The following is a 13891-nucleotide window of genomic DNA, read 5'->3' on the forward strand; positions in this document are numbered from 1 at the left end:
AACGCGGCAATGCGGATTCTCCATGTTCTCGACCACAGCCTGCCGATGCATTCGGGTTATACCTTTCGCACGCGCGCGATCCTGAAGGCGCAGATTGCGCATGGCTGGACCGTGGCGGGGGTCACCGGGCCGCGCCATCCTGATCGCGGTGACCTGAGCCGTGAGACGATCGACGGGCTCGATTTTCTGAGGACGCCGTCACCGGCTTCGCTACCGCCGCCCTTGGGCGAGATGCGCGAGATTGCGGCGTTTGCGCAGCGGATCGTCGCGGCCATCGACCAGTTTCGCCCCGATGTGCTCCATGCCCATTCGCCGGTCCTGTGCGCGCTCGCCGCGTTGCTGGCGCGTCGCAGACGGGACGTGCCCGTCCTCTATGAAATCCGTGCATTCTGGGAAGACGCCGCCGTTGGCAACGGGACAGGCCGCGAAGGATCGCCGCGCTATCGCCTGACTCGCGCCGCAGAGACCTTCGCCGCGCGCCGCGTGGATGCGCTGGCGGTGATCTGCGACGGATTGAAGCGCGACCTGATCGATCGCGGCATTCCCGCTGCCAAGATCATGGTGTCGCCCAACGGTGTCGATATGGGGCTGTTCGGCACGCCGCCCGCTTATGACGCAGCCTTTGCCACCGAAATGGGGTTGGTGGGGGCCGATGTCGTCGGCTTTATCGGCAGCTTCTACGATTACGAGGGGCTGCACGATCTGATCGCTGCCATGCCCGCGTTGGTCGCAGCACGCCCGGCAGCACACTTGCTGCTGGTCGGCGGCGGGCCGCGGGATGCGGCGTTGCGCGCCCAGGCCGCCGCCTCGCAGGTCGCTAACCGCATCCATTTCACCGGTCGCGTGCCGCACGAGGCGGTCGAGCGCTATTACGGGCTGATCGATATCCTCGCCTATCCGCGAAAGCACATGCGGCTCACCGATCTGGTCACCCCGCTCAAGCCGCTGGAGGCGATGGCGCAGGGGCGGATCGTCGCGGCGTCGGACGTGGGCGGCCACCGCGAACTGATCTGCGACGGCGATACCGGCACGCTGTTCGCGCCCGACGATCCCGTCGCGATTGCGGCGTCGCTCGGCGCTCTGTTCGCTCATCGCGAGGGGTGGGATGCAATGCGAGCGCGCGCACGCGCTCATGTCGAGGCCGAACGTAACTGGTCGTCAAACATTTTAGGATACGAACCCGTTTACCAAAGGCTGATCGCAGCGAAGCAAACGGATGTAAAATGGTCGCGTACACCCGCCAACGCCTGAACCTTCCCATTGCCGGGGCCGCAGGGGGCGCATCAGCGCTGCTCGCGGCGCTCGCCTTTGCGCTCGCGCCGTTATCACTGATCGAATCGCTGGTCGTGGCCAGCGGATTGCCCGGACTGTTGGGGGCTGCCGAACCGCCACTGGGTGCCACCGCACGCGCATTGCTGTGCTTCGGGGGATCGGTCGGGGCCGGTGCGCTGGTCCTGCTGGTCGTGGGCCGGATCGTTGGGAATCGCACCCTATCGTTCGGCCGACGCCGCGGGGAAGGGTTCGAAGCGACGCCGATCGTGCGCCGCGCCGATTCGCACCCCGACGCGCCGCCACGCCCCCCGGTAATCGCCACGCGCGAACTGGGCGCGCCGATGATGTCGGTGGGGGCAGAGGAAGAACGGCCCTTGCCCCAGGATCTGGATACGCCGCTGGCGGAATTCGACCCCCTGGCATTCATCGAATCGCATCCACCCCAGCCGCTGCCGAATGAGGGCGAACCGGATTATGCGGTTGCCGCGCCTGCGCCATTGCCGCGCCCGGCGGTGTTCGATGTGGGCGAGCGGTTCGACACCTTTGCCCTGAACCCGCCGGTGGCGACCTCGACCCCGCGCGCACCGCAACCCGCGTTCGACCGCGAAATTTCTGTGCCCGCATTGCTCGAACGGCTGGAGGCCGGAATTTCGCGCCGCGCGACCGATGACACCATTCGCGTCGATCAGGGCGACACCAGACTTTCGATCGCGATCGATTCGCTGCGTAGGCTCGCGGCGGCGGGATGAGCGGTTAGCTGCTCCCCCCGCTTGTTTCGAGCGAAGTCGAGAAACGGCAGCCAAGCGCAGGACTAGCGTTTCTCGACTTCGCTCGAAACATACGGTGTTGGGGGTGGATCAGCCATCCTCCACGGTGAGGACTTCGATCGCCACCACCAGCATGTCCCCTTCGCCATGCGTGCGCAGGACGATCGCGTCGGCAACCAGATGACCGCGGATCGGGATATCTGCCTCGGGTAACGCGGCGAGCCACCTTGCCGCCGCTTCGATGTCGGGCAATTCCAAGAGCAGTTCGTGTCGCGCGCCTGCAAAGGTCGCACTTGCCCAGCGCTGCCAATCGCTGGAGCGCACCGCAAGCGTCAGCCCAGCCGACGATGCCGCACGATTCAGCGCCCGGACCAGCAAGGTCGCGGCATCCGGTCCCCGGCTCATCGCTGCGCCTCGGCAATATAGCGTTCGACTCGTGCGACGGTCGCGTCGCGCGGCTGGCGTCCGTTGCGCAGGTCGGACACGAAACGCGGATCATGGACCGCGAGCCGCCCGAATTTGGTCTCCGGCATCCCCGTCGCGCGGAGATGGTGATTGATCCTGCTGAGCAGGTGCATGGCGTCGGCCCTCCTGACTGATTCGTCGATTGTTAGTTCATTGTTTGTTCTCAAATCCTACTTGTCTAGGAAAAATCCTTGGGCTATGGATCGTATATGGATGGACAGGATCAGCGGGCGGCGTTGAGGGACGCGATCGAGCGTGACGGCACCAGCCTGTCGTGGCTGTCCGAGCGGCTGTTGAAGCGCAACGCGGCCTATCTTCAGCAATATCTAACGCGCGGCACGCCGCGATTGCTGGCCGAGGGCGACCGGCGGCTGCTCGCCAAGTTCCTGCGGGTCAGCGATGCGGCGCTGGGCGGGGTCGAAACAGCAAGCGACGACAGCATCGCGGTGCCGCGCTATGCGCTCGCGGCGTCGGCAGGGCCGGGCACGCTTGTCGGGGAAGAACAACGCGCCTTGCCGTTCCGGTTCGACGCGCGGTTCCTTGCAGGCTTGGGGGTGCGGCGCGATGCAGCGTCGCTAATCGAGGTGAAGGGTGATTCGATGCTGCCGACCTTGATCGACGGCGACACCATGCTGGTCGATCACGCCCGCCGCAGTATTGCGCCGCGCGGCGGCGTTTATGCGATCCGGCTCGACGGGATGCTGGGGGTCAAGCGGCTACGCACGATTGGCCGCGAGGTGGAGGTTGTAAGCGATAACCGCGATTACGCGACCGTGGTCCTTGAGGGCGATACGGTGGAGGTAATCGGGCGCGTGGTGTGGATCGGACGGAGTTTGGCGGGGTTATGAGTAGCCCCCCAGCATCCGTTTGTTTCGAGCGAAGTCGAGAAACGTGAGCTAGGCGCTTGTGATCGTTTCTCGACTTCGCTCGAAACAAACGGGTTTAGCGAAGGACATTACCATCGTGTGCGCTTGCATTCGCACGTCCGCTCATGGTCAGCCCCGCCGTGCGCTCACCAGCCAGATCGCAACCGCAATCGCGATGCCCACGCCCAGCCCGACCAGCACGCCGATCGTCGGTTGACCGCGCGAAACGCCCCAAATCGCACCGATCAGCGTGGTGATCGCGATCGGTGCGCCTCCAGCGGCGGCATTGGGCTTGCGAGCGGGTGGGCGGGGCTGGTCCATCGCCGCCCCATGCCATGTGCGCGACGGTCGCGCCAGTCGCGGCGGAAAAGGCAAACGCGATCTTAACCTTGTCGCGACACCGGGCGGCAAAGACTTGCAGGCTATGGCAACATCCTGCCGCCGACGCATCAACAGGATCGCACCCGCACCTATGCCCCGATTGCCCTATCTTCCCGATCGATCGATGGTGTCCGATGCGGCGCTTTTGATCGAACAATTCGGCGCCGAGGCGGGGCTGGAAGCGTCCGAGCGTGCTGCGCGCAGCCGCACGCTCGGCAACCACATCCATTTCGCGCGCTGGCGTCAAGTCGAACGGCTGATCGACGTGCTGTCGGCGGACGGTGCGGTGGGCACGATACACTGATCGAGCGCGGCGAAAGCCCCTGAAATTCGGCGATTGGCGTGAAGGTTAAGCTCCGCTAGGACGGCATCATGTCGCGCCACCCCGGCCGGGCCACAATGTATCTGCGTTGCGCCGCGGTTTTCTCCGTCACTTGTGCTGCCGTGCCCGTCTGGGCGCAGGATGTGCCGCCGCCCATCGTTGCGGACGAAGCGACGCAGGACGACAGCGGCCTTGACCCGAATACTCCGCTCGCGCCGCTTCCCGATATCGGCGTTGACTGGCCCGATCTCGGCACGCCGTTGCCTGAGGAACAGGCAGTCGTCACCGACGAAGCGGGCCAGCCGCTCGATACCCCCGCCGCAACCGCCAGCGCGCAGAGCGAATATCGCTCCAATTACCGGATCACCGGCATCGACGGGGTGGGCGGCGACCTGCTGCGCCAGCGATTCAACGAATTGTCCGTGCTGCGCGCCAATGAGGACGAGCCCGCCAACGCCGCCCAGATCGACCGCCGCGCGCGTGAGGACGCCGATCTGTTGGGGACGCTGCTGGAAGCGGAGGGCTATTACGCCGCGCGCATCGGCACCTCTGTTGCCACCGAAGGCGAGCGGCTGATCGTCACGCTCGATGTGCGTGCCGGAGAGCAATATCGCATCGCCGCGGTCGAATTGCCGGGACTGGAAGCGGCGGGCGCGCGCACCGAAAGCTTGCGCAACATTTACGGGATCGCCCCCGACACGCCGTTCAACGCCGACGAAGTCGCCGCGGCCGAGGAGCGGCTGCGCACCAATATCGGGCGCGAAGGCTTTCCCTTTGCCGAAATCCGTCCCAGCGAAGTCGTGATCGATCATGCGACGCAAACCGCGACCTTGCTGGTTCAGGTCGATCCGGGCGGCGAGCGGCGCTTCGGGCGCATCCTGAAGGATAATGACCGGGTGTTCGGCGCCGATCACGTCGCCGATCTCGCGCGCTTTTCACCGGGCGATCTCTACAACGAAGCGGCGCTCGACGATCTGCGCCGGGCGATCGTCCAGACCGGGCTGGTGTCCTCGGTCCGCGCCGAGCCGGTCGAGGGGGCGGAGCCTGGCACCGTCGATATCCAGGTCGCGCTGGAGCCCGCACCGCCGCGCACCATCGCGGGCGAACTGGGCTACGGTACCGGCGAAGGCGCGCGCGCGGAGGTGAGTTGGACGCATCGCAACCTGTTCCCGCCCGAAGGCGCGCTGACGCTGCGCGGCGTGCTGGGGACCAAGGAGCAACTGGCGGGCATCATTTTCCGTCGCAGCAATTTCCATGGACGCGACCGCGTGCTGACCGGCCAGATCACCGCCGCGCATCTCGAACGCGATGCGTACGAAGCGGATACCGTGTCGATTTCAGGTTCACTGGAGCGTCAGACCAACATCTTTTTTCAGAAAACCTGGACCTGGTCGCTGGGCGCGGAACTCGTCGCGACCGACGAGCGCGACGTGATCGTCGATACCGGGGAGGCGCGGCGGCGAACCTATTTCATCGGCGCGCTGCCGACGAGCCTCAACTATGACGGCTCGGATGATCTGCTCAATCCCACCCGCGGCTTCCGGCTGGGCGGGCGTTTCTCGCCAGAGGTTTCGCTGTCGGGCGCGACGTTCGGCTATGCGCGGGTTCAGATCGATGCCAGCGGCTATTACCCCGTCAACGACCGGGTGGTGATCGCGGGCCGGGTGCGTGCGGGCACGATCGCGGGCGCACCACGCGACGCCATCGCGCCGTCGCGGCGTTTCTATGCAGGCGGCGGCGCATCGGTGCGCGGTTACGGCTTCCAGCGGATCGGACCGCGCGACGCCAACAACGATCCGATCGGCGGACGGTCGCTGACCGAGTTCTCGCTTGAGGCGCGGGTGAAGGCGTTCGGCAATTTCGGCGTCGTGCCCTTCCTTGACGGCGGCAACATCTACACCGACCCGCTGCCGCGCCTGTCGGGCTTCCGCTACGGCGCAGGACTGGGTGTTCGTTATTATTCGAACTTTGGCCCGATCCGCGTCGATGTCGGAACCCCGCTTAACCCGCAGGAAGGTGATCCGCGCATCGCCGTCTACGTCTCGCTCGGACAGGCGTTTTGAGCGACGTCGAGACGCCTGTGGCGATTGAGGTCCAAACACGTCGCAATCCCTGGCCGCGTCGGATTATCGGCAGCCTGGCGCTGGTGCTCGGCCTGCTTGGGGCGGCACTGATGGTGCTGGATTCGAGCATCGGCCACCGCTGGATCGTCGATCGCATCGCGGCGATGGAGCCCGCCAACGGCCTGCGCTACCGAATCGGGCGGATCGAAGGCTCGATCTTTTCGGAAGCGCGTCTGGTCGATGTGGCGCTGGCCGATGGTCAGGGTGAATTTTTCCGCGCGCCGGAGGCCACGCTCGACTGGCGGCCCTTCGCCTGGCTGAGTAACCGGTTGTCGATCGAGCAACTCCACGTCCCGCGCGCAACGCTCAGCCGGTTGCCTGCGCTGCAGCCCACCGGGCGCACCGGCCCGATCCTTCCCGGCTTCGACATTCGCATCGGTTCGCTGCGCGTCGACCGGATCGACATCGGCCCTGCGGTGACGGGGGTCGCGAAGACAGGCCGGATCGCGGGCAGCGCCGACATTCGCGCTGGTCGGGCGATGGTCGATCTGGTGGCATTGGTCGAGGGCAGCGATGTGCTGCGTGCCAAGGTGGACATCGCCGAATCCGAACGGCGCTTCGATGTCGATGTCCAGGCACGCGGACGCGCCGACGGCGTGCTGGCGCGCCTCTCGGGCATCGCCCAGCCGCTGCAATTGCGCATCGACGGCGAGGGCGACTGGAAACGCTGGACCGGGATCGCACTGGCAGAAGCAAATGGCGTCCGCGTCGTCGATCTGAAGCTGGGTCATACCAGCGGCAATTATTCGCTGGGCGGAACGCTGGCGCTGGGCACGCTGACGCAGGGCAAGGTCCAGCGGCTGACCGCGCCCAGCGTGGCGATCACCGGTGCGGGGACGCTCGTCAACCGCCAGCTCGACGGCAATTTGTCGATCCGTTCGCGCAGCGTCGCGATCGAGGCGGAGGGCGTGGTCGATCTCGCGCGCTCGGCATACCGCTCGATGCGAGTGCGCGCGCGGCTGCTCCAGCCGCAGGCGTTGTTCCCTAACATGACCGGTCGCAATGTCGAGGCACGGGTGATCCTCGACGGCGCGTTTTCGACCGCGCGCTACGATTACCGCCTGACCGCCGATCGCTTCGCGTTCGACCAAACCGGGTTCGAGGTCGCACGCGCATCGGGTCGCGGGCGGTTGTCGCCAGCGCCCGTGACGGTGCCGGTGCGCTTCACCGCCGCGCGGGTCACCGGTGTCGGCGACGTGGCGGGCGGCATCTTGCGCAACCTGACCGTGAGCGGGCCGCTACGGATTACGCCGACACTCATCATTGGCGACAATCTGCGCCTGACCTCCGACCGGTTGTCGGGACAGATCAGCCTGATGCTCGATCTGCGCACCGGCCGGTATGAAGTCGGGCTGACCGGCGGGTTGCAACGCTATCTGATCCCCGGCCTGGGCGTGGTCGACATCCAGTCTCGCTTGCGCGTCGTACCCGGCCCCGGCGGGCGCGGTACGCGCGTGATCGGCACCGGTGCGGCGCAGGTCGTGCGGCTCGACAATGCCTTCTTCCGCTCGCTCACCGGCGGCTTGCCGCGCATTACCACGGGGCTGGAGCGCGGGCCGGACGGGGTGCTTTATTTCCGCAACCTGGTGCTGACGTCGCCCGACCTGACCCTGCGCGGCCACGGTTTCCGCCGCCGCGACGGGACGTTCCGGTTCGAAGGATCAGGGCAGCAGCGCAGCTACGGCCCGGTTACGCTCGAACTCGACGGCAATATCAGCCGTCCTGCGCTCAACCTGCGCTTCGCCGCGCCCAATGATGCGATGGGGTTGCGCGACGTCACCGCGCAACTGCGGCCCAATGCGGGCGGCTATGCCTTTACCGCGCAGGGCCAGTCGTTGCTCGGCGCCTTCGACGGCGAAGGCGCGATCCTGTTGCCGGCGGGCGGCACCGCCCGCATCCAGATCGCGCGGCTGGACGTCAGCGGCACACGCGCGAACGGTATGCTCGATATCGTCGAGGGCGGGTTCCTGGGCGCGATGGCGTTCAATGGCGGCGGGCTGGACGGCAAGCTCGATTTCCGCCCAGAGAACGGTTTGCAGCGGATCGACGGCACGGTGGAGGCGCGCAACGCCCAACTCGGTCCCGACATGCGCGTTCAGCGCGGGCGCGCGCAATTTGCGGTGGTGCTCGATCCCGAAGGCACGACGATCGACGCGACCGTTCAGGCGCGGGGATTCCAGCGCGGTGCGCTCAGCATCTCGCGGCTCGCCGCCAACGCCCAACTTCGCGGCGGCGAGGGCGAGGTAAAGGCGAGCATTGCGGGCAATCAGGGTCGTGCGTTCGACATCCAGACCGTAACGCAATTTTCCGACACGCAGGTTCGCGTGAATGGGCAGGGCACGCTCGACAATCGTCCGCTGCGACTGGTGGAACCCGCAGTCCTGACGCGCGAAGGCGATGGCTGGCGGCTCGCACCCACACGGCTGACCTTTGCCGGCGGCGAAGCGCGCGTCGGCGGCACCTTTACCGATAGCGAAAACGCGATCGAACTGGGGCTGACGCGGATGCCGCTGGCGGTGCTCGACATCGGTTATCCGGGGCTGGGGCTGGGCGGCGCGGCATCGGGCACGCTCAGCTATGTCGATCGCGGGGATGGCGCGCCGACGGGGCGGATGAACATGACGGTCCGCGGGCTTTCGCGATCGGGGCTGGTGCTGTCGTCGCGCCCGGTCGATCTGGGTATCGCCGCGGTGCTCGGGCGCGATAGTCTTGGCGCGCGGATCGTGGCGGCGAGCGACGGCAAGACCGTCGGCCGCGCGCAGATGCAGTTGCGCCCGCTGGCAGGCGGCAATCCGGTGCAGCGTATCGTCAACGCGCCGCTGTTCGGTCAGCTTCGCTACGAGGGGCCGGGCGACACGTTGTGGCGGTTGACGGGGGTCGAATTGTTCGATCTGACCGGCCCGATCGCGGTGGCGGCGGACGTGCGCGGGCGGCTGGCCGATCCCCAAATCCGCGGATCGCTGCGCACCAACGGCGCGCGCATCCAGAGTGCCACGACCGGCACCGACCTGCGCGACATTCGTGCGACCGGCCGCTTCAATGGATCGCGGTTGCGCATCGACCAGTTCAGCGCGCGTGACCGGGCTAGCGGGACCGTCACCGGCACCGGGCTGTTCGATCTGGCGGCGGTGCGTGGCTTCGGCTTGGATTTGCAGGTTCAGGCGAACAACGCCGAACTCATCAACCGCGACGATATCGGCGCGACGGTCACCGGCCCCTTGCGCTTCCGGTCGGACGGCGCGGGCGGGTTGATTTCGGGCGATGTGGTGGTCAATGCCAGCCGCTACCGCCTGGGCCGTGCGGTCGCAGCCACGCCGTTGCCGCGCCTCAACATCCGCCAGATCAATCGCGGTGATCTCGACGAAGTGCCGATGGCACAAGCCGTGCCGTGGCGCATGGCGATCAAGGCGCGCGCGCCCGGCAACATGATCGTCACTGGCCTTGGTCTTGACAGCGAATGGTCTGCGAACCTGGAAATCGCGGGTGAGCCGACCAATCCGCAATTGCGCGGCCAGGCCGACCTGATCCAGGGCGACTACGAGTTTGCGGGCCGCGATTTCGAACTGGAGCGCGGCGTCATCCGCTTTGACGGGTCGGTGCCTGCCAATCCCAGCCTGGATATCGCCGCCAATGCCGACGAACAAGGAATCAACGCGCAGATCCGGGTCACTGGCAATGCCGAGCGCCCGCAAATCGGCTTTTCATCGATCCCCGCATTGCCCGAGGACGAATTGCTGTCACGGCTGCTGTTCGGCACCTCAATCACCAACCTGTCCGCGCCCGAAGCCTTGCAATTGGCCGCGGCGGTGGCGGCGCTTCAGGACGGGTCGGGCGACCTCAACCCCCTGAATGCGCTACGCCGCGCGGCGGGACTCGACCGCCTTCGCATCATCGCCGCCGATCCGCAGACGGGGCAGGGCACGGCGGTTGCGGCGGGCAAGTTCATCACGCGGCGCATTTACGTGGAGATCATCAGCGACGGTCAGGGCTATTCCGCGACCCGTGCCGAATTCCGCATCACCCGCTGGCTGTCGCTGCTGTCGACTATTTCGACAATCGGACGGCAAAGCGCGAACGTCCGCATCTCGCGCGATTATTGATTGTCCACCGCGCGACCCTAGGTTGGGGGGACAATCACAGGAGAAAATAATGCGTTCGCCCGAAGCCGTTGCCGGAATGCTCTGCCCCGTCTGCAAGACCGGCCTTGCGATGAGCGAGCGATCTGGGATCGAGATCGATTATTGTCCGTCGTGCCGCGGCGTATGGCTGGACCGCGGCGAACTCGACAAGATTATCGAACGCAGCGAAGCGCCCGAGGCTCCGGCCGCGCCGCAACCCGCGCCCCAACCCAATTACCCGCCGCAACAACCCTATCCGCCGCAAGCGCCCAACCCGTGGGCTGGTGGCGGCGGATATCGCGACGACAAATACCGCGACCAGCGCGGCTACGACCCGCGCTATCACGGCAAGAAGCGTCAGAAATCGTTTCTGGAGAATTTGTTCGATTGAGGCGCGGCCGGAAAACCGTTTGTCCTGAGTAGGGACTGAGCGAAGTCGAAGGCCCGTATCGAAGGATCGTTCCAAATGGCCGTCCTTCGATACGCCATTTCGACTTCGCTCAATGGCTACTCAGGATAAGTGGGTAGGGAGGCGAGCGACCGTCGCCCCTCAACGCTCGTGCAGATAATAGCGGTCGGTCGCGTTCAGCGCGTCGTCCAGTTCGTAGACGATCGGTTTGCCCGTCGGGATTTCCAGGCTCGCGATATCGGCTTCCGAAATGCCCGACAAATGCTTGACCAACGCGCGCAGCGAATTGCCGTGCGCGGAAATCAGCACGCGCTTGCCCGCCTTCAACTCGGGGACGATGGCGCTTTCCCAGTAAGGAAGCACGCGGTCGATCGTGTCCTTCAGGCTCTCGGTCTGGGGAATGGGTACGCCCTTGTACCGCAAGTCCTTGGCCAGATCCCAAGGGCTCCCTTCCTCGGGCAGCGGTGGCGGGATGTCGAAACTGCGGCGCCACAGATGCACCTGCTCGTCGCCGTGGCGCGCCGCGGTCTCCGCCTTGTCGAGGCCGGTCAGCCCGCCATAATGCCGCTCGTTCAGCCGCCAGTCCTTGACCGTCGGCAGCCATAGGCGGCCCATCGCCTCCAGCGCCAGATTCAGCGTCTTGATCGCACGCGTCTGGAAACTGGTGAAGGTCAGGTCGAAATCCAGCCCCTTATCGCGCATCAACTCGCCTGCTTCGGTTGCTTCGCGTACACCCTGATCGGTCAGGTCGACGTCCCACCAGCCGGTGAAGCGATTTTCGAGATTCCAGGCCGACTGGCCGTGGCGGATCAGGACGAGCGTGGGCATGGGGCCTCCCGTTGTGAATTGGGTGTCGTGCGCGGCCTAGCCTAAAGCGCGCGCGACATGAAGCGGCTGAACGGATCGCCTTCGCGGTAATCGCCGAACGCGTCGCAGGGGGTGAAGCCGAACCGGCGGTAGAGTGCGTGGGCGGGTTCGAACGCGTCGCCGCTGCCGGTCTCCAGGCTTAGCCGCGTCATTCCTGCCGCACGGGCGGCGGTCAGGATATGGCCGACGATCGCCGCACCGACGCCGGAGCGCAGATGGTCGGGCAGGGTCCGCATCGATTTGATCTCGCCATGTTCAGGGTCGAGCGTCCTGAGCGCGCCGCAGCCCATCAACTCGTGGCCACACCACGCGGTCCAGAAGCGGACGTCCGGTCCGCTCAACCCCGTCAGATCGAGCGCGTGAACGCTTTCGCGCGGGGAATTCGCGTGCATCTGGTCGAGATGCGCGCGCAACATCGCCTGGACGGCGGGCAATTCGAGCCCCCCTTCGCGAATGTCGATCAAATCAGGTCGATCCGGTCGCTCAGAACATTGAGGCAGCTATGCGCCAGCTTCTTCGATCGTTCGGGCGACCACGCATATTCCGCGTCCGCATTGGGATCGTGATCCTTGAACGGCATTTCCAGCGTCATCGAAACCGCGCCGAAGCGTTCGGCGACTTGATTGGTCGACATCGACAGGTTCGCCTGCCCCGGCTTCGATTTCTCATAGCCCTTTTCGGTCTGGAAATCGGGCGTTTCGGCTTCAAGCGCGGTGCCGAAATCATAGAATTTCTGGCCGAGTTCGTCGGTCCAGGACGGGATGCCTTCGAACCCGGCAAGGAAGTTGGCGGGGATCGCTTCGTCGCCGTGTACATCCATCGCGAAATCAACGCCGGTTTCGTCCATCGCGGCTTTGACAAGAAATACCTCGGGCGATTGCTCCATCGTCGGCGCGTGCCATTCGCGGTTGAGGTTCACACCTGCGGCATTGGTGCGCAGATGCCCGCGCCGCGATCCGTCGGGGTTCATGTTGGGGACGACATGGACGGTCGCCTTGGCCAACAACGCCTTCGCCTTGGCATTGCCCGCATCGGTCAGCCATTCGAGCGCGCCCTCGGCCCACCATTCGGCCATGCTCTCGCCCGGATGCTGGCGGGCATAGAGCCAGACCGATTTCGGCCCCTCTCCAATCGTCAGCATGTCGAGCGGCTGGCCGTCGAGCGTCTGGCCGAGCTGGCGATGGCGCACGCCCGGAAGCCCGGCGATTCGCGCGATCAGATCGTGATGCCGCTCCATCGAATAGGGCGCGAAATAGGCGAACCATGCCGCGTCGCCTTCGAACGTATAGGTGAAGGTCAGCACGCCATCGGCGTAATGGGTATCGGTGGTCCGCCACGCCTGGCGATCGGTGGAGACGCGCGTCCGGTAATTGGGCCAGCCGAACGCATAGGCCGACTGGCCCGCATTCATGATGCGCAGCGTCAGCGTCCTTCCGCGCGCCCCGGCAACGCGGAAATGGAACCACTGGAAAAAATCCGACTGGTGGTCGGCGATGATTTCCAGGTCGATTCGGTCGCCGTCATGGCCGACCAGGCGGATGTTGCCGCTATCGAAAGCGGACGTGATTTGGATGGTCATTTGACCGTGATAGTGATCCCTGACTCGCCCGGAAAGCCCCTGAACAAAGCCGAGGCCAGCTTTGCCGACATGACTTCGTTCGCGGCATCGGGCGTGCCCGCTACAGACTGGGCGACGGCACGGCCTTCCCAGACCACGGTCGAATCGCTGCGGCGGCGAAGCTGGACCGCGAGTTCGGACGCGGTGACTTCGCGCAAGCCGCCTCCGCCAATCGGCAGGTTCACCCCGCCACCGACGCCGACGTTGCGCCCGAAGCTGCCGCCGCCCAGTCCGATCGAAAAGGGCGATAGCTGGCGGATGACGCCTGCAGGCGCGCGGCGAAACGATACTTGCGCGACGTAATTGGATTGCAGCCCTTCGCCGACGCGGGTGTAGCCCAGCCGGGTCAATTCCGCCGCGACCGCATCGCCGTAGCTGCGATATTCCAGGCTCATCGTGCCCGTCGTGCTGAGCGGTTCGACCGTGAAGCTGCCGGGGCGGATTTGCTCGCTGCCCAGATGATAGCGAGTGACGTCGGTCGGCCCCGCGCGCGGCGTCGTCATGCAGGCCGAGGTGCCGAGCGCGAGCGCGGCGATCAAAAGGGGCTTTGCGATACGCTTCATTGTGCGAACTCCCGTCGCGGGTACCAACGCTTCATCGCCCATCAACGCATGGGATGTCGAGGGGTGTCCGCGGTTCAGGTCGTGCGGGGAATTGCCATGCGCGCGCCTTGACTTTGGCGG

General features: G+C 65.8%; 14 protein-coding genes. 7 read left to right on the forward strand and 7 right to left on the reverse strand.

Annotation, left to right across the window (positions count from 1 at the left end; genetic code table 11):
- Positions 1-9: 9 nt before the first annotated feature.
- Together ENHY17A_RS00395 and ENHY17A_RS00400 are read left to right on the forward strand one after the other, a co-directional pair.
- Entirely contained in the window at positions 10-1251 is a 1242-nt protein-coding gene (locus tag ENHY17A_RS00395; protein ID WP_159709262.1) for a TIGR04063 family PEP-CTERM/XrtA system glycosyltransferase, read from the forward strand.
- Positions 1224-2021: a hypothetical protein gene (locus ENHY17A_RS00400; RefSeq protein ID WP_159709263.1), complete on the forward strand. Its 798-nt coding sequence runs from the start codon at positions 1224-1226 to the stop codon at positions 2019-2021. Before ENHY17A_RS00395 ends, ENHY17A_RS00400 begins: the two co-directional genes overlap by 28 nt.
- A gap of 108 nt (positions 2022-2129) precedes the next feature.
- Here ENHY17A_RS00400 and ENHY17A_RS00405 read toward each other — a convergent pair whose 3' ends face one another.
- Entirely contained in the window at positions 2130-2444 is a 315-nt protein-coding gene (locus ENHY17A_RS00405; protein WP_201296319.1) for a hypothetical protein, read from the reverse strand.
- Complete coding sequence (locus tag ENHY17A_RS00410) at positions 2441-2617, reverse strand: hypothetical protein (RefSeq protein ID WP_201296320.1); 177 nt, start codon at positions 2615-2617, stop codon at positions 2441-2443. The genes ENHY17A_RS00405 and ENHY17A_RS00410 overlap by 4 nt, the downstream gene beginning before the upstream one ends.
- Positions 2618-2695: 78 nt before the next feature.
- On the opposite strand from ENHY17A_RS00410, the gene ENHY17A_RS00415 reads away from it, so the two are divergent.
- Entirely contained in the window at positions 2696-3352 is a 657-nt protein-coding gene (locus ENHY17A_RS00415) for a S24 family peptidase (RefSeq protein ID WP_236547669.1), read from the forward strand.
- 147 nt (positions 3353-3499) lie between these two features.
- Here the strand turns inward: ENHY17A_RS00415 and ENHY17A_RS00420 are convergent, their stop codons facing one another.
- The gene (locus ENHY17A_RS00420) at positions 3500-3691 is read right to left on the reverse strand and encodes a hypothetical protein (RefSeq protein WP_159709264.1); all 192 of its coding nucleotides are present in this window, start codon (positions 3689-3691) and stop codon (positions 3500-3502) included.
- Between the two features lie 151 nt (positions 3692-3842).
- Here ENHY17A_RS00420 and ENHY17A_RS00425 point away from each other — a divergent pair, with 151 nt between their 5' ends.
- The 4 genes from ENHY17A_RS00425 to ENHY17A_RS00440 all read left to right on the forward strand — a co-directional run bounded on the left by ENHY17A_RS00425 (position 3843) and on the right by ENHY17A_RS00440 (position 10705).
- Positions 3843-4055 (forward strand): hypothetical protein, encoded by a 213-nt coding sequence (locus ENHY17A_RS00425; RefSeq protein ID WP_159709265.1) that lies wholly within the window; start codon positions 3843-3845, stop codon positions 4053-4055.
- Positions 4056-4123: 68 nt separating this feature from the next.
- Positions 4124-6136 (forward strand): autotransporter assembly complex protein TamA, encoded by a 2013-nt coding sequence (locus tag ENHY17A_RS00430; RefSeq protein ID WP_236547670.1) that lies wholly within the window; start codon positions 4124-4126, stop codon positions 6134-6136.
- Positions 6133-10296, forward strand: a complete 4164-nt coding sequence (locus tag ENHY17A_RS00435; RefSeq protein WP_328799116.1) for a translocation/assembly module TamB domain-containing protein — start codon at positions 6133-6135, stop codon at positions 10294-10296. The genes ENHY17A_RS00430 and ENHY17A_RS00435 overlap by 4 nt, the downstream gene beginning before the upstream one ends.
- A gap of 49 nt (positions 10297-10345) precedes the next feature.
- Positions 10346-10705 carry a TFIIB-type zinc ribbon-containing protein gene (locus tag ENHY17A_RS00440; RefSeq protein ID WP_159709266.1) on the forward strand — a complete coding sequence of 120 codons (360 nt, stop codon included), beginning with the start codon at positions 10346-10348 and terminating at the stop codon, positions 10703-10705.
- 159 nt (positions 10706-10864) lie between these two features.
- Here the strand turns inward: ENHY17A_RS00440 and gpmA are convergent, their stop codons facing one another.
- Genes gpmA through ENHY17A_RS00460 form a run of 4 tightly spaced genes read right to left on the reverse strand, consistent with a single transcriptional unit; the run spans position 10865 to position 13771 of the window.
- Positions 10865-11551 carry a 2,3-diphosphoglycerate-dependent phosphoglycerate mutase gene (gene gpmA, locus ENHY17A_RS00445; protein WP_159709267.1) on the reverse strand — a complete coding sequence of 229 codons (687 nt, stop codon included), beginning with the start codon at positions 11549-11551 and terminating at the stop codon, positions 10865-10867.
- A 41-nt stretch (positions 11552-11592) separates the two neighbouring features.
- The gene (locus ENHY17A_RS00450) at positions 11593-12054 is read right to left on the reverse strand and encodes a GNAT family N-acetyltransferase (protein ID WP_236547671.1); all 462 of its coding nucleotides are present in this window, start codon (positions 12052-12054) and stop codon (positions 11593-11595) included.
- Positions 12051-13169, reverse strand: a complete 1119-nt coding sequence (locus ENHY17A_RS00455) for a M14 family metallopeptidase (protein WP_159709268.1) — start codon at positions 13167-13169, stop codon at positions 12051-12053. The genes ENHY17A_RS00450 and ENHY17A_RS00455 overlap by 4 nt, the downstream gene beginning before the upstream one ends.
- The gene (locus tag ENHY17A_RS00460) at positions 13166-13771 is read right to left on the reverse strand and encodes a DUF4136 domain-containing protein (protein ID WP_159709269.1); all 606 of its coding nucleotides are present in this window, start codon (positions 13769-13771) and stop codon (positions 13166-13168) included. Before ENHY17A_RS00460 ends, ENHY17A_RS00455 begins: the two co-directional genes overlap by 4 nt.
- Positions 13772-13891: the final 120 nt, after the last annotated feature.

The sequence above is a fragment of the Sphingomonas sp. AX6 genome (assembly GCF_902506605.1).
Classification (GTDB): Bacteria; Pseudomonadota; Alphaproteobacteria; order Sphingomonadales; family Sphingomonadaceae; genus Sphingomonas.

What these genes read in the sequence shown, in the direction of transcription:
- ENHY17A_RS00425 (WP_159709265.1), top strand. Translation starts at nt 3,843, where the DNA reads ATGCCCCGATTGCCCTATCTTCCCGATCGATCGATGGTGTCCGATGCG.
- ENHY17A_RS00460 (WP_159709269.1), bottom strand. Translation starts at nt 13,771, where the DNA reads ATGAAGCGTATCGCAAAGCCCCTTTTGATCGCCGCGCTCGCGCTCGGC.
- ENHY17A_RS00440 (WP_159709266.1), top strand. Translation starts at nt 10,346, where the DNA reads ATGCGTTCGCCCGAAGCCGTTGCCGGAATGCTCTGCCCCGTCTGCAAG.
- ENHY17A_RS00455 (WP_159709268.1), bottom strand. Translation starts at nt 13,169, where the DNA reads ATGACCATCCAAATCACGTCCGCTTTCGATAGCGGCAACATCCGCCTG.
- ENHY17A_RS00420 (WP_159709264.1), bottom strand. Translation starts at nt 3,691, where the DNA reads ATGGACCAGCCCCGCCCACCCGCTCGCAAGCCCAATGCCGCCGCTGGA.
- ENHY17A_RS00430 (WP_236547670.1), top strand. Translation starts at nt 4,124, where the DNA reads ATGTCGCGCCACCCCGGCCGGGCCACAATGTATCTGCGTTGCGCCGCG.
- ENHY17A_RS00410 (WP_201296320.1), bottom strand. Translation starts at nt 2,617, where the DNA reads ATGCACCTGCTCAGCAGGATCAATCACCATCTCCGCGCGACGGGGATG.
- gpmA (WP_159709267.1), bottom strand. Translation starts at nt 11,551, where the DNA reads ATGCCCACGCTCGTCCTGATCCGCCACGGCCAGTCGGCCTGGAATCTC.
- ENHY17A_RS00395 (WP_159709262.1), top strand. Translation starts at nt 10, where the DNA reads ATGCGGATTCTCCATGTTCTCGACCACAGCCTGCCGATGCATTCGGGT.
- ENHY17A_RS00405 (WP_201296319.1), bottom strand. Translation starts at nt 2,444, where the DNA reads ATGAGCCGGGGACCGGATGCCGCGACCTTGCTGGTCCGGGCGCTGAAT.
- ENHY17A_RS00400 (WP_159709263.1), top strand. Translation starts at nt 1,224, where the DNA reads ATGGTCGCGTACACCCGCCAACGCCTGAACCTTCCCATTGCCGGGGCC.